The 19,491-nt window shown below is 67.7% G+C and carries 17 protein-coding genes; 8 read left to right on the top strand and 9 right to left on the bottom strand.

Annotated features, from left to right (window positions below; genetic code table 11):
- Positions 1–9: 9 nt before the first annotated feature.
- From NWF34_RS07910 to NWF34_RS07925, 4 genes are all read right to left on the bottom strand, one after another.
- On the bottom strand, positions 10–1,029 hold the full coding sequence (locus NWF34_RS07910) for an MlaD family protein (RefSeq protein WP_258324642.1): 1,020 nt from the start codon (positions 1,027–1,029) through the stop codon (positions 10–12).
- Positions 1,026–2,330, bottom strand: coding sequence for an MCE family protein (locus tag NWF34_RS07915; RefSeq protein WP_258324643.1), 1,305 nt, complete (start codon positions 2,328–2,330; stop codon positions 1,026–1,028). Before NWF34_RS07915 ends, NWF34_RS07910 begins: the two co-directional genes overlap by 4 nt.
- 1 nt (position 2,331) lies before the next feature.
- On the bottom strand, positions 2,332–3,120 hold the full coding sequence (locus NWF34_RS07920) for an MlaE family ABC transporter permease (protein WP_375295637.1): 789 nt from the start codon (positions 3,118–3,120) through the stop codon (positions 2,332–2,334).
- A gap of 74 nt (positions 3,121–3,194) precedes the next feature.
- Positions 3,195–4,004, bottom strand: coding sequence for an ABC transporter permease (locus NWF34_RS07925; RefSeq protein WP_024497870.1), 810 nt, complete (start codon positions 4,002–4,004; stop codon positions 3,195–3,197).
- A gap of 215 nt (positions 4,005–4,219) precedes the next feature.
- Between NWF34_RS07925 and NWF34_RS07930 the strand changes: the two genes are divergently transcribed.
- From NWF34_RS07930 to rsmA, 4 genes are all read left to right on the top strand, one after another.
- On the top strand, positions 4,220–5,059 hold the full coding sequence (locus NWF34_RS07930) for a PhzF family phenazine biosynthesis protein (RefSeq protein WP_258324644.1): 840 nt from the start codon (positions 4,220–4,222) through the stop codon (positions 5,057–5,059).
- Positions 5,060–5,100: 41 nt separating this feature from the next.
- On the top strand, positions 5,101–6,033 hold the full coding sequence (locus tag NWF34_RS07935) for a TatD family hydrolase (RefSeq protein WP_258324645.1): 933 nt from the start codon (positions 5,101–5,103) through the stop codon (positions 6,031–6,033).
- A 173-nt stretch (positions 6,034–6,206) separates the two neighbouring features.
- Entirely contained in the window at positions 6,207–7,334 is a 1,128-nt protein-coding gene (locus NWF34_RS07940) for a resuscitation-promoting factor (RefSeq protein ID WP_258324646.1), read from the top strand.
- Positions 7,298–8,200: a 16S rRNA (adenine(1518)-N(6)/adenine(1519)-N(6))-dimethyltransferase RsmA gene (rsmA, locus tag NWF34_RS07945; RefSeq protein WP_258324647.1), complete on the top strand. Its 903-nt coding sequence runs from the start codon at positions 7,298–7,300 to the stop codon at positions 8,198–8,200. Before NWF34_RS07940 ends, rsmA begins: the two co-directional genes overlap by 37 nt.
- A 40-nt stretch (positions 8,201–8,240) precedes the next feature.
- Here rsmA and NWF34_RS07950 read toward each other — a convergent pair whose 3' ends face one another.
- Positions 8,241–9,233 (bottom strand): LLM class F420-dependent oxidoreductase, encoded by a 993-nt coding sequence (locus NWF34_RS07950; protein WP_258324648.1) that lies wholly within the window; start codon positions 9,231–9,233, stop codon positions 8,241–8,243.
- 118 nt (positions 9,234–9,351) lie between these two features.
- Here NWF34_RS07950 and NWF34_RS07955 point away from each other — a divergent pair, with 118 nt between their 5' ends.
- The 3 genes from NWF34_RS07955 to NWF34_RS07965 are packed head-to-tail and all read left to right on the top strand — an operon-like array spanning position 9,352 to position 12,207.
- Entirely contained in the window at positions 9,352–10,020 is a 669-nt protein-coding gene (locus tag NWF34_RS07955) for an HAD family hydrolase (RefSeq protein WP_258324649.1), read from the top strand.
- Positions 10,021–10,056: 36 nt separating this feature from the next.
- The gene (locus NWF34_RS07960; RefSeq protein ID WP_258324650.1) at positions 10,057–11,007 is read left to right on the top strand and encodes a 4-(cytidine 5'-diphospho)-2-C-methyl-D-erythritol kinase; all 951 of its coding nucleotides are present in this window, start codon (positions 10,057–10,059) and stop codon (positions 11,005–11,007) included.
- Positions 11,008–11,055: 48 nt separating this feature from the next.
- A complete protein-coding gene (locus NWF34_RS07965; protein ID WP_258324651.1) occupies positions 11,056–12,207 on the top strand; it encodes a lipase family protein in 1,152 nt (383 codons plus the stop codon).
- A gap of 1 nt (position 12,208) precedes the next feature.
- Here NWF34_RS07965 and NWF34_RS07970 read toward each other — a convergent pair whose 3' ends face one another.
- From NWF34_RS07970 to NWF34_RS07985, 4 genes are all read right to left on the bottom strand, one after another.
- On the bottom strand, positions 12,209–14,023 hold the full coding sequence (locus NWF34_RS07970) for an ABC-F family ATP-binding cassette domain-containing protein (RefSeq protein WP_258324652.1): 1,815 nt from the start codon (positions 14,021–14,023) through the stop codon (positions 12,209–12,211).
- Positions 14,024–14,055: 32 nt separating this feature from the next.
- On the bottom strand, positions 14,056–14,940 hold the full coding sequence (locus NWF34_RS07975) for an SGNH/GDSL hydrolase family protein (protein WP_024497860.1): 885 nt from the start codon (positions 14,938–14,940) through the stop codon (positions 14,056–14,058).
- 215 nt (positions 14,941–15,155) lie between these two features.
- Positions 15,156–16,313 carry an acyl-CoA dehydrogenase family protein gene (locus NWF34_RS07980; protein WP_258324653.1) on the bottom strand — a complete coding sequence of 386 codons (1,158 nt, stop codon included), beginning with the start codon at positions 16,311–16,313 and terminating at the stop codon, positions 15,156–15,158.
- A 36-nt stretch (positions 16,314–16,349) separates the two neighbouring features.
- On the bottom strand, positions 16,350–17,546 hold the full coding sequence (locus NWF34_RS07985; RefSeq protein ID WP_258324654.1) for an acyl-CoA dehydrogenase family protein: 1,197 nt from the start codon (positions 17,544–17,546) through the stop codon (positions 16,350–16,352).
- Positions 17,547–17,924: 378 nt separating this feature from the next.
- On the opposite strand from NWF34_RS07985, the gene NWF34_RS07990 reads away from it, so the two are divergent.
- On the top strand, positions 17,925–19,340 hold the full coding sequence (locus tag NWF34_RS07990) for an MFS transporter (RefSeq protein ID WP_024497856.1): 1,416 nt from the start codon (positions 17,925–17,927) through the stop codon (positions 19,338–19,340).
- Positions 19,341–19,491: the final 151 nt, after the last annotated feature.

Raw genomic sequence — 19,491 nt, forward strand, 5'->3', positions numbered from 1 at the left:
TGGCTTGTCTCACATGCAGACCGGGGAGTGGAGCGGGCCGAAGATGTTGGCGTCGAGGCCGACGGCGCCCAAGGTGAAGTTGCAGAGGTAGAGCATCATGAATCCCCCGTATCGTCCGCTCTTGTTGATCTCCTCGGCCATCACCGGAAGCCGGTCCAGGAATTGGGTGAAGGCCGGCGTGTTCGGAACCCAACTGGCCGTGACCTGTTCGAGTCCGACCATCGACTTCCGGAAGTCGTCGCCCGCGACGGTCATCATGTCGGCGAGCGCCGACACGGCGCGGTCCCCGCTCTCGAGGAGTGTGGCGAGCTGGCCGTTGTCGCCGACCACCGCCGAGGTGAGGTCGGACAATCCGTGGAAGAGCTCGTTCAGCTGCGGGTTGTGCCGATCGACGGTGCCCATCAGCACGTTGAGGTTGCTCACCAGCCGGGCGAAGACCGCACTGTTCGCCGAGAGGTTGTTGCCCATCGACGCGATCTGGCCGAGCAGTGTCTGCACCGAACCCGAACGTCCCTCGAAGGTGTCGACGAAGCCACGTGCGAGATCGTTGACCTGGTTGGCGTCGAGCGCGGAGAACAGCGGCTCGAAACCGTTCATCAGGGCGGTGAGGTTCACCGGCGGTGACGTTCCCTCGACGGGGATCCTCGTGCCGTCGCGCGCGGTTCCGTCCGCACCGCTGTCGGTCAGCGCGATGTAGCGGGCACCGAGCATGTCCCCGTAACGGATCGCCGCGTGAACCTGCAGCGGTAGCTGATGGTCGTCGGAGATCGAGACGGCGACGTCGGCCAGGGCCGAACCGTCGTCCTGCGGCTGGAAGGCGACCGACTCGACGCGGCCCACCCGCACACCGGACATGGTCACCGGGTTGCCCTCGACCAGACCCTCGGCGTCGGTGAACTGGATGTGAAAGGTCGTCGTGGACCCGTGCACCGGGACACGCAGCGTGTTGCTGACGAGCACCGCGGCGATGATGCCGATGAGGACGAACGACCCGGCTTTCAGGATCGTCTTCAGCGAGAGAGTGGTCATGACACCTTCACCTCGTGGCCACGAACCATCGGGCCGAGCATCAGCGTGGTGGCGGGGTTGGGTCCCGTGCTCTTCGCCGGGGTCGCACCGAGTTCGGACTCCAGGCGGCTCAGCGTCGGGGCCTCACGCGTCCCGTCGATGACCGGGGGACCGACGAAACCGGAAGGGGCGTAGTTGGGTTCACGAGGGGAGAGCACCTTCGGGTTGGGCGCGCCCGGTGGACGGACCGGTCCGGTGCCCATGCCGGTTCCCTTGCCGAAGCACTGCGAGCCGCGCAGCGATCCGTAGGTCGGGCAGTCGGCGGCCGTGTACGGCATCGGCTGCGAGAACGTGGGAACCGCGGTGATGTCGAAACGGCCGCTCGAGAACAGCATCGCGCCGGCGGCACCGAACTTCTTGGCCTCGGCGAGCGTCTTGCTGACACCCGACGGGTTCTCCGCGACGGTCGAGAGGATGGTGCCGGTGGAGTCGAGCACGGTGATGATGTTGTTGCGCTGGGCGGCGAGGAACGGGTCGACCGCGCCGGCGAAACCGGAGGCGGCGGTGAAGAACGATGCGAGGTCGTCCTGGTTCTCGAGGATGCCGCGGGAGATGCTGGTCGTGTTGGCGAGCGTCTCGGTGATCGCCGGGGTGGAGCGTTTGAGACTCTCCATCACGGCGCGGAATTTCGGTGTGGCGTCGATGAACTGGTTGACGGTCGTCTCGAGTGTGCGCGACGCCTGCCACCAGTCGTCGATCATGACGCCGAGGTCGCCGCCACGGTCGCCGATCGCGGTGGCCACCGCGGAGAGCGCGATGTTCATCTTCTCGGGCTGGACCTCGGCGAGGACGTCGGCGAGTTTGGTGTAGATGCTGTAGAGGTTCGTGGCCTCGGCCGACGTGTCGATCCGGATCTCGTCACCGTCGGACAGCGGTGCGGCCCCCGCCGCGGGCTCCGGTTCGGTCAGCTGAACGTAGATGTCGCCGAAGAAGGTTCGCGGCAGGACACGCATGGTGACGGTGGACGGGATCGCGTCGATGGCGGCGCCGTCGATGGAGATCCTCACCTGTGACGAGACGGTGCCCGGGTCGATGCCGCTGATCTCGCCGACCGTGACGCCGTGATAGCGGACCGGCGCGCCGGTGGTGATGAGGCCCGCTTCGACCGGCACCTCGGCGAACACCTCGGGATCGCTGGTGAGGGTGCCGGCGCTGCGGGCCACCATCCACAGCGCGAAGGCAGTGATGAGGGCGCCCGCGATCAGGGCGCGGAGGATGTAACCGAATCGGGAGACCGGGTTGCCCGGCAACATGGTCGACACGTCAGATCCCCATTCCCGGGATCTCGGGGACCAGGCCCCACAACCCGAAAGTGAAGATCACGTCGAAGATCCCGATGGCCAGGATCGACGTGCGGAGTGCGCGTCCGGCCGCCTGGCCGACGCCTTCGGGTCCGCCGGAGGCGAAGTACCCGTAGGAGCAGTGGACCAGCGCGACGATACCGGCGAAGACGATCGCCTTGATCGCGGAGTAGAGCAGGTCGGTCGGCGTGAGTGCGAGATGGAAGAAGTAGTCGAAGGTGCCCGAGGATTCGCCGTTGAACCAGACCACGACGAGACGCGTCGCGATGTAGCTCGCGAGCAGGCCGATCATGTAGATCGGCAGGATGCACACCATCGCCGCGATCATGCGGGTCGTGGCGAGGAAGGGGATCGACCGGATCGCCATCGAGTCGAGCGCGGCGATCTCGTCGGAGATGCGCATCGCGCCGACCTGGGCGGTGAATCCGGTTCCGACCTTGGCGGCCAACGCGATTCCGACGACGACGGGCGCGAGTTCGCGGGTGTTGGCGATCGCCGAGAGCATGCCCGACAGCGAGGTCATGCCGACCAGCTGCAGTCCGCGGTAGGTCTCGACGCCGAGCATCATCGCCGCCGCCAGTGACATGGCCAGCACGATGCCGAGCGTTCCTCCGCCGGAGAGAAGGGATTTCGACCCGAAGGTCACCTCGGCGATCTGGTTGAGCACGTGCTTGCGGTAGTGCACGAGGGTGAACGGGATCGCGGCGATCGCACGCACGATGAAGGTGACGAACTCACCGGCCCGGACGATGCCGGAGACCGTCTGCTAGACTCGACGCCCGAGCCGGCGTTCGGTACGCACTGTCACGTCTGCGGAGACCACCATCAGTACGCCCCCACGGCCGGCACCATCACGGTGTAGAGCTGGGACAGGATCGTGTTGAAGACGAACACGAGCGCGAACGCGATCACCACTGCCTCGTTCACCGCGTCGGCCACCCCTCGTGGGCCGCCTCGTGCGTGTAATCCCTTGAAGCAGGCCACAATCGTGGACAGCAACGCGAACATGGCCGCCTTCACGAGTGCCATCACGAAGTCCGAGAACCGGCCGTACTGGCTGAAGGTCGCCATGAACGCGCCGGCGGGCAGGTGCTGGACGTAGATGTGGTAGAGGTAGCAGGCTCCGACGCCGGTGACCGTGATGAGTGAGCACAGCACCAGCGAGACGATGATCGCGGCGAGGAGCCGGGGTGCGACGAGGCGCTCGATCACGTTGAGCCCCATGACCTCCATGGCGTCGACCTCTTCACGGATCTTGCGCGATCCGAGATCGGTGCAGATGGCCGAGCCGGCGACACCGGCCATCATCAGTGCCGACACGAGGGCGGAGGCCTGGCCGACGATGATGAACGCGACGACCGCGCCCGAGTAGCCGCCGGCGCCGATGCGTCCGGCGAGTTCGCCGACCGAGACGGCGATGAACACGCCCACCGGGATCATCAGCAGGAGTGACGGTCCGGTGCTGACGCGGCCGATGAAGACGGTCTGGTTCAGGGTCTCGGCGATGGACAGGCGTCGGCGGAACGTCGCAACCACCAGTGCTCCGATGGCCTGCAGCGCGAACCCGAGTGTGTGACCGGCCTCGTTGGCCAGGTCGCGCAGCGGCCCCCGGGAGGCGGGCAGCTCGAACGCCATTGGTCCCCCTGTCATCGCGGTGACATCCCGACGCTCGATCGCCGACTGTGACCCGCGTCGCATAGGAAGCTATCCGGTTTTATATATGAAATCAAACGAGACGAATTTTCTGATGTGTCTCTCCTGGTCGCGGAGAAGTCGACCCGAGTGCGGTGTCGGATTGCCCTGTGACAACGCGGTGGCCGACGTCCGCGCCCCGATGAGACGATGGCGCGATGACTCGTCGTTTCGCTCAGGTCGATGTGTTCTCGTCCACCGGTACCGAGGGCAACCCCGTGGCGGTCGTCGTCGACGGGGGTGGTCCCGGCGCTCCCATCGCAGAGGATCGGATGGCCGCCTTCGCCCGCTGGACCAACCTGTCCGAGACCACGTTCGTGCTACCGCCCACCGATCCGGCGGCCGACTACAGGCTGCGGATCTTCACCCCCGACGGGGAATTGCCGTTCGCCGGCCACCCGACTCTGGGATCGGCGCACGCGTGGCTGACCTCAGGCGGGCGACCGAAGGGGGAGGACGTCGTGCAGGAATGCGGCGTCGGGCTGGTCCGGATCCGGCGGTCGGGTCCGCGACTCTCCTTCGCGGCACCGCCGTTGCGCCGGTCGGGTCCGGTGGACCCCGGCGTCGTCGATGAGGTCATTGCTGCTCTCGGCGTCGACCGGGATGAGGTTCGCGCCGCGGAGTGGGTCGACAACGGTCCGGAGTGGATGGTGATCCAGGTGGGCTCGGGGGAGCGGGTGCTCGAGGTCCGTCCCGACATCCCCGCGCTCGGCGACCACAAGGTCGGCTTGCTCGGGCTCTACGGATCGGGAGATGTCTTCGCCGAGGTCCGGGCGTTCGTCCCGGGTATCGGTGTACCCGAGGATCCGGTGACCGGCAGCCTCAACGCGGGGATCGCGACCTGGCTCCGGGCGACCGGACAGGCGCCGGAGAGTTATGTCGCCGCGCAGGGTGCGGCCATCGGACGGGCCGGCCGCGTCCACATTCACGACGACGGTGACGACATCTGGGTGGGTGGCGACACCGCGACCGTGATCGAGGGCACAGTCGCGCTGTAGCCGGGCGCGTGGTGTCGCCGGTCTGTGTCAGGGTGTTTGCCATGAGCGACGCTGCCGGGTCGGAGACCCTCGGGAACGCCGAGTCGGAGACCCTCGGGAACGCCGGGTCGGAGACCCTGAGCAACAAGGCGGCCAAGAAGCGTCGTCGGCGCGAGCCGCCGCCCGATCCGGCTCCGCTGCCGGGTCTCGTGGACGCCCACACCCACCTGGCGGCCTGCGGTGGCCGGGACGCCGAGTCGGTACACGCCATCCTCGACCGTGCGCAGGCGGTCGGGGTCGATCAGGTGGTGACGGTCGCCGACGACATGGTCGATGCCCGCTGGGCGGTCGCGGCGGCGGAATGGGACGACCGGGTCTACGCGGCTGTCGCGCTGCATCCGATGCATGCGGGCGATCTCGACGACGACACGGCCGCCGAACTCGAGCGGATGATCCGTCACCCGCGGGTCGTCGCGGTGGGTGAGACGGGCCTCGACTACTACTGGCCCGGCAAGTCCGACGACTGCGCGTCGCCGGCGGTTCAGCACGAGACGTTCCGCTGGCACATCGATCTCGCCCGGCGGGTCGGTAAGCCGCTGATGATCCACAACCGCGAGGCCGACCGGGATCTGCTCGACATCCTGGCCGCCGAGGACGCCCCGGAGACCGTGATCATGCATTGCTTCTCCGGTGACCGGAATGTTGCCCGAGAGTGTGTCGACCGTGGGTACTTCCTCAGTTTTGCCGGAACTGTGAGCTTCGCCAATGCCGAGGAGTTGCGGGTCGCGGCGGAGCTGGTGCCCGACGAACAGATCCTGGTGGAGACCGACGCCCCTTTCCTGACCCCGCATCCGTACCGTGGCCAGCCGAATCAGTCGTACTGCCTGCCGTACACCGCACGGGCGATCGCCGAGGTCAGGGGGGTGTCCGAGGAGCAGATGGCGCGATTGTTAGGCGCCAATGCGCGGCGCGCCTACAACATCCCTTTGCCATAATCTGGCCGGTTCGTTATCGTACTGTGATCCCGCTCGGCCAGAGCGATTACATCCGGCTACCAGCGGTTCACGACGAGGTGCGTATGCATCCCGGAGTGCGGATGGGTCTTCTGGTCGCGGCGGCGCCCTGTTGCCGACCAGATTGTTGTGCCTTGCCTTCTCTGCCTCCTTCAGTGTCACCCAAGTCGGTCTTCTCGAAGATCAACGGGTCCGATTCCCTGCGTGCCCGCCTGGCCGTCGGAGCCGTCTGCGCGACCGTCGCCGCCGGTGGTGTCATGGGTGTCGCGATGCACAAGGCCGTGACCATCGATGTCGACGGCAAGACCCGTCAGGTGTCCACGATGGCGATGTCCGTGGAGAGCCTGCTCGAATCCGAGGGCCTCGCACCGGCCGGGGGTGACAAGGTGAGCCCGTCGCTCGACTCCGGTTTCGGCGAGGGGCAGACCATCACGGTGAACCGTCTGAAGAAGCTGACCCTCGACGTCGAGGGCAAGCGCGAGACGGTCATCACCAACGCCTCGACCGTGGACCAGCTCCTCTCCGAACGCGGACTGACGCATGCCGCCGAGCAGGCGGACTTCGCCACCGACAAGCTGCCGGTCGACGGCGGCGAGATCGATGTCGCGCTCCCCAAGCCGGTGAACCTCGTCGACGGCCCGGCCAAGAAGCGGCCGACGGTCGCGGCCCACACCGTCGGCGAACTGCTCGAGGCCCTCGGAACGCCCCTAGGGCCCGAGGACAAGGTCGTCCCCGCCGCCGACACCGAGGTCACCCCCGACCTGAAGGTCATCGTCACGCGCATCAAGACCGAGGACGTCACCGTCAACGAGCCGGTCGCCCCGCCGGAGATCAAGAAGGAAGACCCGACACTCGTCCGTGACCGCAAGGTCGTCGAGAAGAAGGGCACTCCCGGTGAGGCGCGCGTGACGTATAAGGTCACCACCGTGAACGGCAAGGTGGTCAAGCGCGACAAGCTGACGAGTGACGTGCTCACCGAGCCGGTTGCCGCCACCGTCCGGATCGGCACCAAGCCGGGCGCGCCGTTCGTGCCGCCGGGCTCGGTGTGGGACGCCCTCGCCCAGTGCGAGGCCACCGGCAACTGGGCCATCAACACCGGCAACGGTTTCTACGGCGGTGTCCAGTTCGACAAGAACACGTGGGAACGATGGGGCGGACTCGAGTTCGCGCCGCGCGCGGACCTCGCCACCCGCGAAGAGCAGATCGCGGTCGCCTCGAAGACCCAGGCCGTCCAGGGTTGGGGCGCATGGCCGTCGTGCTCGTCCAAGTTGGGCCTGCGCTGATCGACGACCCGCCAGGCGACGCACCGCGGCTCCTCGGACCCGCGCAGATCCGCGAACTCGCCGCCGAAGTCGGTGTCCGGCCGACCAAGACTCTCGGACAGAACTTCGTCCACGACGCCAACACCGTCCGACGCATCGTCGCGGCTTCCGGGGTCGGCGCCGACGATGTGGTCCTGGAGGTCGGGCCCGGCCTGGGGTCGCTGACCCTCGCGCTGCTCGGGACCGCCGGCCGGGTCGTCGCAGTCGAGATCGATCCGGTTCTTGCGCAACGGATTCCGCAGACGGTCGCCGAGTACGCGCCAGCACGGAGCGGCGACTTCGACGTCGTGCTCGCCGACGCGCTGCAGATCACCCGTGACGACCTGCCCGTCGTGCCGACCGCGCTCGTCGCCAATCTCCCGTACAACGTGTCGGTTCCGGTACTGCTGCATCTGCTCGGGCTGTTCCCCGAGATCACGACCGCCCTGGTGATGGTCCAGGCAGAGGTGGCCGACCGGCTCGCCGCCCCGCCCGGTAGCCGCACCTACGGTGTGCCGAGTGTGAAGGCCCGGTACCACGGCCGAGTGAGTCGAGCAGGTGCGGTGGGGCGCAACGTGTTCTGGCCCGAACCCAAGGTCGAGTCCGGTCTCGTGCGCATCGAGCGCACCGACGACCACCCCGCCGACCCGGAGTTCCGGCAGGCGGTGTTCGCCGCGATCGACGCAGCATTCGCCCAGCGCCGCAAGACGATGCGGTCGGCACTGGCCGGCTGGGCGGGCTCCCCGGCGGAGGCCGAACGACGGTTGCGCGCCGCCGGTATCGACCCGGGTATCCGTGGCGAGAAACTCGACGTCGACGACTTCGTGCGGCTGGCCCGCACCGTCTGATCGGAACCGCTGGGCCGCCCGGGATTTCAGTGCGACATTCTCAGCTCGACGCCGCCCGCAGCTCATCCAGCAGCTCCGGTGCGGCGTCGCGCAGGAATTCGTCCTGCGTCTCGCCGCCGATCTGCACGAGCGCGATGTCGGTGAATCCGGCCTCCCAGAACGGTTTCACGGCCTCGACGATCTGATCGAGGTCGGGGCCGCACGGGATGTTGCCCGCGACATCGTCCGGGGTGACGTACTGGGTCGCGGCGGCGAAGCCCGCGGTGGTCCGGAGATCGGCGTTGACATCCCAGCCGCCGGCGAACCAGCGGAACTGGTCGTGGGCACGTTCGACGGCGGCATCGCGGTCGGGGCCCCAGCTGATCGGGATCTGACCGATGGCGCGGGTGCCCTTGCCGTCGATCGTCGAGGTGGCGGCCTGGGCGTTCCACGCCGAGATCAGGTCCGGGTCGGGTTCCACGGCGATCAGATGATCGGCCAGTGGGCCGAACGTGTCGATACCGGATTCGCCGGCCACGGCGACGCCGATCGGCACCGGCTGGTCGGGGAGATCCCAGACGCGCGCGGCGTCGACCTGGAAGAACTCGCCGCGGAAGTCGACGAGTTCGCCGGTGTGCAATGTGCGGATGATCTCGATGGCCTCGGCGAGCATGTCCTGGCGATCGGCGACCGCAGGCCAGCCCATGCCGACGACGTGCTCGTTGAGGTTCTCGCCCGAACCCAGTCCGAGTGTGAAGCGACCGTCGGCGAGGATCTGCAGGGTCGCGGCCTTCTGCGCGATGACGGCCGGGTGATAGCGGATCGTCGGGCAGGTCACGTAGGTCATCAGCTCGACGCGCTCGGTCGCGTGTGCCACCGCACCCAGGACCGACCACGCGTAGGGGGCGTGGCCCTGGGCGGACAGCCACGGGAAGTAATGGTCGCTGCACACCTCGAAGTCGAAGCCGGCGCCCTCGGCGCCGATGGCGTAGCGGACCAGATCCTTGGGGCCGGCCTGCTCGGTCATCAAGGTGTACCCGAATCGGGGTGTCATCAGAACTCCTCTGCACGTCTTTCGTGGGCCGGGATCGGTCGCTTCGGTGTAGCCAGCGAGCCGTTCGGGTAAACGGACCGCCTCACCACGCGTCAACCGACCAGGAAAGAAGGTGCAGATGCCCGACGCAGACGCTGGAGCTTCAGTCGACACCGTTTTGCTCGACGTCGACGGGACCCTGATCGACTCGACCTATCTCCACGCACTCGCCTGGATGCGGGCCTTCACCGCGCACGACCTCACCCCGCAGTGGTGGAAGGTCCACCGTGCCATCGGAATGGGCGGCGACCGGCTCGTCGGCGAGATCTGCGGCGACGAGGTCGAGGAGTCGCTGGGCGACACCCTCCGCGACGACTGGGAGGGTCACTACCGCGAACTGGTGCCCGACCTGCGGCCGTTGCCCGGGGCCGTCGACTTCGTCCGAGGTCTGCTCGACGCGGGATACCGGGTGGCGCTCGCATCGTCGGGCAAGGCCGAATTCACCGACGCCGCACTGAAAGTGCTGGGTTTCGGTCACGACGACCTGGCCGCGGTCACCTCGTCGGACGACGCGGACGATTCGAAGCCGGCACCCGACATTCTGGAGGTCGCCCTGACGCAGGCGGGGGGTGGCCGGGCGGTCGTCGTCGGAGACACGGTGTGGGACGTCGCGTCCGCGCATCGGCTTCCCGCCGAGTGCGTCGCGGTCCGGTCCGGTGGTTTCGCCGAAGCCGAGTTACGCGACGCGGGGGCGGTACTCGTCGTCGACCACGTGGGCGAACTGTCGCGCCGCGGGTGGCGGCCCTGAGCGCATATGCGAAGCGGCCGACTAGTCTGAATCACTGTGTCGCGAACGTCGCTGTCGGTGGTAACCGATTCCGTCACCGCGCGTGCCCCGTCGAAGGTGAACCTCCACCTGGGTGTGGGCCCGCGCCGGGCTGACGGATACCACGATCTGGTCACCGTCTTCCAGGCGCTCTCGCTGCACGACGACGTCCGGGTCGCGCGCGCCCACGAGCTGACCGTCGCCGTGCGCGGTGAGGGCGCCGGTTCGGTGCCCGCCGACGCCTCCAATCTCGCGGCCCGCGCGGCGCAAGCGCTGGCCGAGTGGGCGGACCGTTCGGCACACGTCGCCATCGAGATCGAGAAGACGATCCCGGTCGCCGGCGGCATGGCCGGCGGCAGCGCCGACGCCGCCGGCGCACTCGTGGCGCTCGCGCATCTGTGGAAGCTCGACATCACGCGTGACGAGCTCGCCGAGATCGCCGCCGACCTCGGGAGCGACGTCCCGTTCGCGCTCCACGGCAACACCGCGCTGGGCACCGGACGCGGTGAGCAGCTGATGCAGGTGCTCTCCCGCGGCGAGTTCCACTGGGTGCTCGCCCTTGCGCGAGAAGGCCTGTCGACGCCGGCGGTGTACCGGGAACTGGACCGACTGCGGGAGAGTCGTTCCGACGAGACCGATGACGACAGCGACTTCCTGCGTCGCCCCGACGATCTCATGCAGGCGCTCGCGTCGGGCAACCCCCGCGCGGTGGCGCCGTTGCTGCACAACGACCTCCAGCCCGCCGCCCTCAGCCTGCAGCCGACGCTGCGCCGCACCCTCCGGGCCGGGGTGGATGCGGGAGCCCTCAAGGGGATCGTGTCGGGGTCGGGTCCGACGTGTGCGTTCCTGTGCGCGGACGAGCAGTCCGCGGTGAACGTGGCCGCCGAACTGTCGGGAGCCGGTGTAGCCCGTGCGGTCCGCACCGCGAGCGGCCCCGCACCGGGAACCCGCATCCTGGGCACCGACTGAAACCATCGCGTTGCGCTGACCTCGCATTTCTCGGAGGTCATTACAGTTGTGCGGGTGCTCCGCAGACCACTGACCGCCGTGCTGACATCCGCCGTCGCCGTGCTCGTCGGTATCGGGTCGCTCACGTCGACGCCGCCGTCGACGGCCGCGGCCCCCGACAACGGATTCGTGTTCACCACCCGCGACGTTCCCGACGCCCAGCTACCGTCGGCCGCGGCCGCCGGTACCCGGCTGACCTATGCCACGCGGGACCAGCGTGGACGCCCGGCGATGGCGAGCGGCGTCTACTGGGTCCCGCGCGGCACACCGCCGCCCGGCGGATGGCCGGTGGTGTCCTGGGCGCATGGGACCGTCGGTATCGCCGACGAGTGCGCACCCACGAAGCACCGGTTGGGTGACGGGGTCGAAGCACCCGTGCGGGCCGCGCTGGAAGCCGGCTACGCGGTGACGGCCACCGACTACGCCGGACTCGGATCCGCCGGGGAGACCGACTATCTCGGCGGCGCGGCCGCGGCGTACTCGGTCATCGACATGATCCGCGCGGCCCGGTCGGTCGACGCCGCCCTCGGTGGCTCCTGGGTGTCGGTCGGGCATTCCCAGGGCGGACACGCGGCACTGCATGCGGCGCACCGCGCACCGTCGTACGCTCCGGAATTGCCGGTCAAGGGGGCGGTCGCGATCGCTCCGGTGTCGTCGTTGGAGAACCTGTTCGGTCTCTTCGGACCGCGCGTACCCGGACTCGGCACCCTCAACGTTCTGAGCGCCCCGTTTCTCTACACCCTGGCAGGTCTGGACCATTCGCAGCCCGAACTCGGGGTCGGGGACTTCCTCACCGACAGCGGCAAGCGGTTCCTGGACCGGTCGCGCGCCCGCTGCAACGGTGACGTCGTCGACGCGCTGCGGTCGGTGTCGCCGGGATCGCTTGTCGCATCGTCGTTCACGAAGGACCAGAAGTTTCGCGACGCCCTGCGGGCCTACGCCGAGGTTCCGACCGCCGGCTACCCGGCGAAGGTGACCATCGCGCACGGACTCCTCGACCCGGTGCTGCCGTATCCACTGAGCCGTTCACTGCGGTCGGCGATGAGCCGCGACGGCACCGACGTCGACCTGAAGACCTACGCGCGCGCCGACCACAGCAGCGTCGTCGACGGCTCGCTACCCGACGTCATGACCGCCATCCGGGAGGCGTTCGCGCGGTAGGTCACTCGATGGCCTCACCGAGCTCCATCCAGCGCTCCTCGAGTTCGGCGAGTTCGGACTCCATCTCCCGGATGTGTTCGGTTTCGGCGGCCAGGCCCTGGTAGTCGGCCTGGTCGTGGTCGGCGAGGGCGGTGCGTGCCTCGTCGATCTTGCTGTGCAGCTTGTCGATCCGGCGTTCCAGCGACGCCAGCTCCTTGTTCGCGGCCCGCAGTTCGGCCCCGCTGATTGCGGCGGTGGTCGCGGTCGACGACCCCCCGGAACCCGACGAGGTCGCCGAAGCCGTCGCCGCGGTCGCCTTCTGCTGTGCCGCACGGAGTTTCAGGAACTCGTCGACGCCACCGGGTAGGTGGCGCAATTTGCCGTTCATCACGGCGAACTGCTGGTCGGTGACGCGCTCGAGGAAGTACCGGTCGTGTGAGACGACGATGAGGGTGCCGGGCCAGGAGTCCAGGAGATCCTCGAGGGCGGCGAGCATGTCGGTGTCGAGGTCGTTGGTCGGCTCGTCGAGGATGAGCACGTTGGGGGCGTCGAGCAGGATGAGCAGCAGCTGCAGACGACGCTTCTGACCACCGGACAGGTCGCGCACCGGGGTGGAGAGCTGGGCGCTGTCGAAACCGAGACGTTCGAGCAGCTGCGACGGGGAGAGTTCCTGCGCCTTCGATCCTGAACCGAATGTGTAGGTGGTCTGCAGTTGTGAGATGACCACGCGCACCGGGTCGTCGAGGTAGCGGTCCAGGTCGTCGAGCCGCTGGGTGAGGGTGGCGACCTTGACGGTCTTGCCGCGCTTGACCTTTCCGCCGGTCGCCTCGACGGTGCCGGCGATGAGCCCGAGCAGGGTCGATTTGCCCGCGCCGTTGACACCGAGGATGCCGGTCCGTTCGCCCGGGGCCACGCGCCATTCGACACCGTCGAGGACGTCGCGGTCGCCGTAGGAGACCGACACGTCGATCAGATCGACGACATCCTTGCCGAGGCGGGCGGTGGCCAGCGACTTCAGGGCGACGGTGTCGCGGACGGGTGGGACGTCGGCGATGAGGGCGTTGGCCGCGTCGATGCGGAACTTGGGTTTGGAGGTGCGGGCGGGCGCGCCGCGGCGCAACCAGGCGAGTTCCTTGCGTGCCAGGTTCTGGCGGCGCGCCTCGATGGTCGCGGCCTGCCGGTCACGTTCGACGCGCTGCAGGATGTATGCGGCGTAGCCGCCCTCGAACGGTTCCACGATGCGATCGTGGACCTCCCAGGTGACGGTGCAGACCTCGTCGAGGAACCACCGGTCGTGGGTGACGACCAGCAGTCCGCCGGCGTTGGCGGGCCAACGACGTTTGATGTGATCCGCAAGCCAGGTGATGGCCTCGACGTCGAGATGGTTGGTCGGTTCGTCCAGGGCGAGGACGTCGTATTCGCCGGCGAGGAGCCGGGCCAGCGACACCCGACGGCGCTGACCACCGGACAGCGAAGCCGTGGGGGCCGTCCATTCGACGTCGCCGAGGAGTCCGCCGATCACATCCCGGATGCGCGGGTCCCCGGCCCATTCGTGTTCGGGCCGGTCGCCGACGACGGCGTGCCCGACGGTCTCGTCGTCGTCGAAGTGGTCGGCCTGGTCGAGCACACCGACACGCACGCCGCCACGCACGGTGACGCGGCCGGAGTCGGGCTGTTTGCGGCCGGCGAGCATGGCGAGCAGGCTCGACTTGCCGTCGCCGTTGCGTCCGACGATGCCGATACGGTCGCCCTCGTTGACGCCGAGGGACACCGAGTCGAAGACCTTGGTCGTCGGGTATTCCAGGGCCAGGGTTTCCGCGCCGAGAAGATGAGCCACGCCGACCAGGTTAGTGACCGGGTCCGGGCGGGTTACCGGCGGATCGCGCCGTTGATCATCATGGCGATCGCGAGCGCCCCCGCCTGGTTGACGTGGTAGGGAAGCGCGATCCGATTCGACAACGCGCTCTCGTACCAGGGATTGATCAGATTGCACGGGTCATGACCGAGCGACCCGCGATTGGCGTCGACGAAAGCGCCGCCGACCTTGGTCGTCGCGCGCAGGAGAGCGTCGTTGGCGCGGTAGAACACCTGACGCATCCATCGGGCGTCGGGGTCGCTGAGCGGGATCAACGGCCAGCACCCGCTGTTACCGATGAACCCGCCGAGACCGACGACGATGATCTGCGCGCGGGGAGCCTTCTGGCGGATCGCCCGCAGCGCCGGGGTGACACGGTTCTCCATGAGCTGGACGCGCCACCGCACCTCGTTCTCGAGCCGCGGGTTGTGCCGGCAACGTCGATCCGTGAGCGGCTGGCGGATCGCGCACTGCGCGAGGATCGCGGCCCACTGCATGTCGTTGCCACCGATGCTGACGGTGATGAGCTGGGCGTCGCGGGGGACCAGGTTCAGCTGGACCGCCTTCGCCCCGCGCGAGGTGTGCTGTGCGGCACGATAGAGGTGCGCCGACTGCGCCCCGGCGCACGAGGTGTCGACGAAACGCCGTGGCAGCGTCATCGCCGCCACGTATTTCGGATAGTTGAGCGCCGACCGCTTACAACCGTCGAAGTACTCGGGTGTCGGCGTGAAGAATCCGCCCGAGGCCCGCGAATCACCCATCGCGATGTACGGGCCGCCGGTGTAGCGCACGGGCGCAGCCTGCGCGGGGGATGCCGTCGCGGCCACCAGTGCTGTCACGAACGCGGTGATCAAGACCGCTGCCAGGGCGCGCACCCCGCGCCGATACTCCCGCACCAAAGATCCCCGCACTTTCCACGTCCCGACCCCGCTGCTTTGCTCAGCGAATATTAAGGCAAGCAGATCACGCGTGTGCACGGAGTGCGTTTTCGGTGCTGCTTCTCGGCACTGATTTCGCACTCGGCGGGTCCGGCGTTACGGCACCCGCCGGATCACGTTGCGTCCTGTCCCCGTTTGGCGGGACAAAACGCAACGTGATCTGGAAGCCGGACCTGCTAGAGCCCCAGATCCTTGGCGATGATCGTCTTCATGACCTCGCTGGTGCCGCCGTAGATGCGCGAGACGCGGGTGTCGGCGTACAGGCGGGCGATCGGGTACTCGAGGACGTAACCGTAACCGCCGTGCAGCTGCAGGCACTTGTCGATGACCTTGCCGGCGGTCTCGGTGGCGAACAGCTTGGCGCGGGCGGCGTCGGGGACGGTCAGCTCGCCCGCGTTGTGCAGCTCGAGAGCGCGGTCGACGATCGCGCGGATCGCCTCGACCTCGGCCGAGCACTCGGCGAGCACGAACTTGGTGTTCTGGAAGGCCGCGACCGGTTTGCCGAAGACGTCGCGTTCCTTCGTGTAGGCGATCGCGTGCTGCACGGCCGCGGCGGCGGTGGCCGACGCCCCGATCGCGATGGTGAGGCGTTCCTGGGCGAGGTTGTGGCTCAGGTACTTGAAGCCCGCGCCCTCTTCGCCGAGGAGGTCCTCGACCGGCACCTTCACCGAGTCGAAGGACAGTTCGGCGGTGTCGGAGGCCTTCAGTCCGATCTTCTCGATCTTGCGGCCGACCGAGAACCCCTCGGACTTGGTGTCGACCACCAGGATCGACAGTCCCGCACGACGATTCTCGGGATCGAAGGGGGTGGTGCGGGCGACGACGAGGATGCGGTCGGCGAGCGCGCCACCGGTGATGAAGGTCTTGGCGCCGTCGAGCACGTAATGCGAGCCGTCCTCGGACAGCTTCGCGGTGGTCGCGATGTTCGCGAGGTCCGAGCCGGTGCCGGGTTCGGTCATCGCGATCGCGAACATGATCTCGCCGGAACAGAATCCGGGGATCCAACGCTCCTTCTGCTCCTGCGTCCCGTACTCCATCAGGTAGGGGAGGATCAGGTTCGAGTGCACCGAGTAGCTGCCGAAGGTGACGCCCGCCGCGGAGGTCTCCTCGGCGATCACCAGGGAGTAGGTGAAGTCGGTGACGCCACCGCCGCCGAACTCCTCGGGGGCCTCGATGCCCAGGACGCCGAGATCGCCGAGCCGGTTGTAGAACTCGCGCGGCGGATGGCCCTGCTTCTCCCAGTCGTGGTAGACGGGTACGACTTCCTTGGCGATGAAGTCCCGGATCGTCTTGCGGAAGGCCTCGTGGTCCTCGGTGAAGATGCGACGCTGCATGGTGATTCCTAAAGTGTTGGGGAAGTGAAGGATTGGTTACTGCTCGCGGTACTCGCGCAGGAGTCCCCTGGAGATGATCTGCTTCTGGATCTCGCTGGTGCCCTCGCCGATGAGCAGGAAGGGCGCATCACGCATCAGGCGTTCGATCTCGAACTCCTTGGAGTAGCCGTAGCCACCGTGGATGCGGAAGGACGCCTGGGTGACCTCGGCGCAGTACTCGCTGCACAGGTATTTGGCCATACCCGCGGCGACGTCGTTGCGTTCCCCGGAGTCCTTCAGCCGGGCGGCGTTGACCATCATCAGGTGCGCGGCCTCGACCTTGGTCGCCATCTCGGCCAGCGAGAAGGCGATGGCCTGATGTTCGGCGATGGGCTTGCCGAACGTGGAACGCTGCTGGGCGTACTTGACGCCGAGTTCGAAGGCGCGCTGGGCGATTCCGCACGCACGCGCGGACACGTTGACGCGACCGACCTCGACGCCGTCCATCATGTGCGCGAAGCCCTTGCCCGGCACCCCGCCCAGGATGTCGGTGGCCGGTGCGCGGTAGCCGTCGAAGACGAGCTCGGTGGTGTCGATTCCCTTGTAGCCCATCTTGTCCAGCTTGCGGGGGATGGTCACGCCCGGGACCACCTCACCGAAGCCGGCCGGCTTCTCGACCAGGAAGGTGGTCAGGTTCTTGTGCGGCTTCTCCTCGCCCTCCTCGGTACGGACAAGTGCCGCAACCAGAGTCGACGATCCGCCGTTGGTCAGCCACATCTTCTGTCCGTTGATGACGTAGCTGTCGTCACCGTCGCGCTTGGCGGTCGTCTTGATCGCCGCGACGTCGGAGCCGAGTTCGGGTTCGGACATGGAGAACGCACCCCGGACCTCGCCGGTGGCCATTCGCGGGAGGAACCGCTGCTTCTGCTCGTCGGTGCCGTGCTGACGCAGCATGTAGGCGACGATGAAGTGGGTGTTGATGACGCCCGAGACGCTCATCCAGCCACGTGCCAGCTCCTCGACGCAGAGGGCGTACGTCAGCAGCGATTCACCGAGGCCGCCGTACTCCTCGGGGATCATCAGGCCGAACAGTCCCATCTCGCCCATGCCGTCGACGATGGCCTGCGGGTATTCGTCCGCATGCTCGAGCTCCTGCGCATTGGGGATGATCTGTTTGTCGACGAAGGAGCGCACGTTGGCGACGATCTCCGTCTGGATCTCGGTGAGGCCCAGGGTCTGCGCGAGGCGGGTCATGGTGGTGGGTTCTCTCCCATGAGTAAGCGGTGCAGGTCGCACCGGCTGGCGGATGTGAGACGCAACGTACCCAAGCATGCCGTCCCACGACACTTGGAAGTAGACGCGATGCGCTAAGGGTGCGATAGCGCGAGCCAATGGTCGTCATGGAACAGCCGCGGCGGATTGTTCCGTGCCTAACTCTCGGATAGGGCCAGCCAATGGTGCCTGTTCGCAGCGCTGTGGTCCTCGACACATAGGCAGCTGCAGTCGGACCGTTCGCCGAGCGAACGTTGTGCCTCACATTGACGGCAGTTTCAATCGAACGCAGATGTGATCCGCCCCACTGAATTCCCGGTCCATCTATTCTCAGACCATTCGCCTGAAAGAGGTTCCCCCATGACGGTCACGACCGCCTCCGGATCAGGCTCCGGCAAAGACCCCGCGGCAGCCCCCACCGCGCCCGACACCACCGAATTCGAGGTGACGCCCGGACGTTTCGGCGGCCTCGGCCCGCTCGGCGAATCCCGGCTCACCGCATGGGGTCTCACGTCGCTGCTGGTCAGCCTGTATGTGATCAACTACGCCGACAAGGCCGTACTGGGCATCATCGCCAAGCCGCTGCGCGAAGAACTGGGTCTCAGCGCGTCCCAGATCGGACTCGTCGGAAGCCTGTTCTTCCTCACCTTCACCATCGGCGGCTTCTTCGCCGGCCTGCTCAACCGCTGGATGACGTTGCGCTGGTCGCTGGTCCTCCTCGGCCTGTGCTGGGCGGCGGCGATGTTGCCGATGATCGCGGTGGCCGGTTTCGCGGTCCTGCTCATCAGCCGGCTCCTGCTGGGCCTGTCCGAAGGACCCACGTCGGCGCTGTTGCACACCGCCGCGTACGCATGGCATCCGCCGGCGCGTCGTGCGCTGCCCGGCGCTCTGCTCGCCGGTGCCGCGTCGATCGCCAAGATCGCTATCGCCCCGCTCCTGACGGTCATCACCGTCAGCTTCGGCTGGCGCTGGGCGCTGTTCGCGCTCGCCGCCGCCGGCGCTGTCTGGGCCGTGGTGTGGCTGTCGACCTGGCGCCCGGGCCCCTACATCGCCAGCGGCAAGACCAAGAAGGTCGACGAGACGGCGACGGGCGAGACCTCGCCGGCCGACGCCGAGCCGGCCACCCCGTGGGTGAAGATCTTCCTCGCGCCGACCTTCATCACCGGTGCATTGCTGGTCATGAGCGTCTACGCCCTGGTCTCGGTGGTGCTCACCTGGCTGCCGTCGTACTTCGAGGACGGCCTGGGCTACAGCCAGCTGCAGTCCGGTTCGATGTTCGCCTTCCCGTCGATCGTCGGTCTCGTACTGATGCTGCTCAGCTCGATCACCAGCGACCGGATGATCACCAAGGGTGCGTCGCCGCGGGTGCTCCGCGTCGTCGTCCCGTCGGTGGGCGTCCTGATCTCCGGTGTCCTGCTGTTCCTGCTGCCGTCGATCAGTACCCCGATGGTGTGTGTCCTGATCCTGTCGGTCGGCTATGGCTTCGCCGCCATGGTGTTCCCGCTGCTCAACGCCGCGATCGCAGAGATCTGCCCGCCGCGTCAGACCGCCGGCACCCTCGGTGTCTTCCTGGCGATCATGGCCATCGGCGGCCTCGTCGCGCCGTACGCCACCGGCGTCATCGTCGACGCCGCGGCGACGCCCGCCGAGGGTTACGCCACCGCGTTCCAGGTCCTCGGACTGGTCGCATCGGTCTGCGCCGTGCTGGCGCTGATCTTCGCCAACCCGGCGCGCGACCGCACACGCCTGCGTCCGCATGCGGTGCTCACCGCCTGAGGCGACGCTTCTCTCATAGGCAGCACCTCATCGTCCGTGAGCGGGAATCGACTTGTCCGCCAGACCCCTTCGTGGTCGGCTCGACAGGACGGGTGATTTCCGCTCACGGACGTCCTCGGTTCCACAACTGAAACTCCCTCATCCACTGCCC

Source organism: Gordonia sp. GONU, assembly GCF_024733855.1.
Lineage (GTDB): Bacteria > Actinomycetota > Actinomycetes > Mycobacteriales > Mycobacteriaceae > Gordonia > Gordonia amicalis.

Excerpts from the sequence above, each read along its gene's own strand:
- NWF34_RS07955 (WP_258324649.1), top strand. The coding sequence starts at position 9,352 with ATGCCCGACGCAGACGCTGGAGCTTCAGTCGACACCGTTTTGCTCGAC.
- NWF34_RS07980 (WP_258324653.1), bottom strand. The coding sequence starts at position 16,313 with ATGCAGCGTCGCATCTTCACCGAGGACCACGAGGCCTTCCGCAAGACG.
- NWF34_RS07925 (WP_024497870.1), bottom strand. The coding sequence starts at position 4,004 with ATGGCGTTCGAGCTGCCCGCCTCCCGGGGGCCGCTGCGCGACCTGGCC.
- NWF34_RS07910 (WP_258324642.1), bottom strand. The coding sequence starts at position 1,029 with ATGACCACTCTCTCGCTGAAGACGATCCTGAAAGCCGGGTCGTTCGTC.
- rsmA (WP_258324647.1), top strand. The coding sequence starts at position 7,298 with ATGGCCGTCGTGCTCGTCCAAGTTGGGCCTGCGCTGATCGACGACCCG.
- NWF34_RS07985 (WP_258324654.1), bottom strand. The coding sequence starts at position 17,546 with ATGACCCGCCTCGCGCAGACCCTGGGCCTCACCGAGATCCAGACGGAG.
- NWF34_RS07950 (WP_258324648.1), bottom strand. The coding sequence starts at position 9,233 with ATGACACCCCGATTCGGGTACACCTTGATGACCGAGCAGGCCGGCCCC.
- NWF34_RS07990 (WP_024497856.1), top strand. The coding sequence starts at position 17,925 with ATGACGGTCACGACCGCCTCCGGATCAGGCTCCGGCAAAGACCCCGCG.
- NWF34_RS07935 (WP_258324645.1), top strand. The coding sequence starts at position 5,101 with ATGAGCGACGCTGCCGGGTCGGAGACCCTCGGGAACGCCGAGTCGGAG.
- NWF34_RS07930 (WP_258324644.1), top strand. The coding sequence starts at position 4,220 with ATGACTCGTCGTTTCGCTCAGGTCGATGTGTTCTCGTCCACCGGTACC.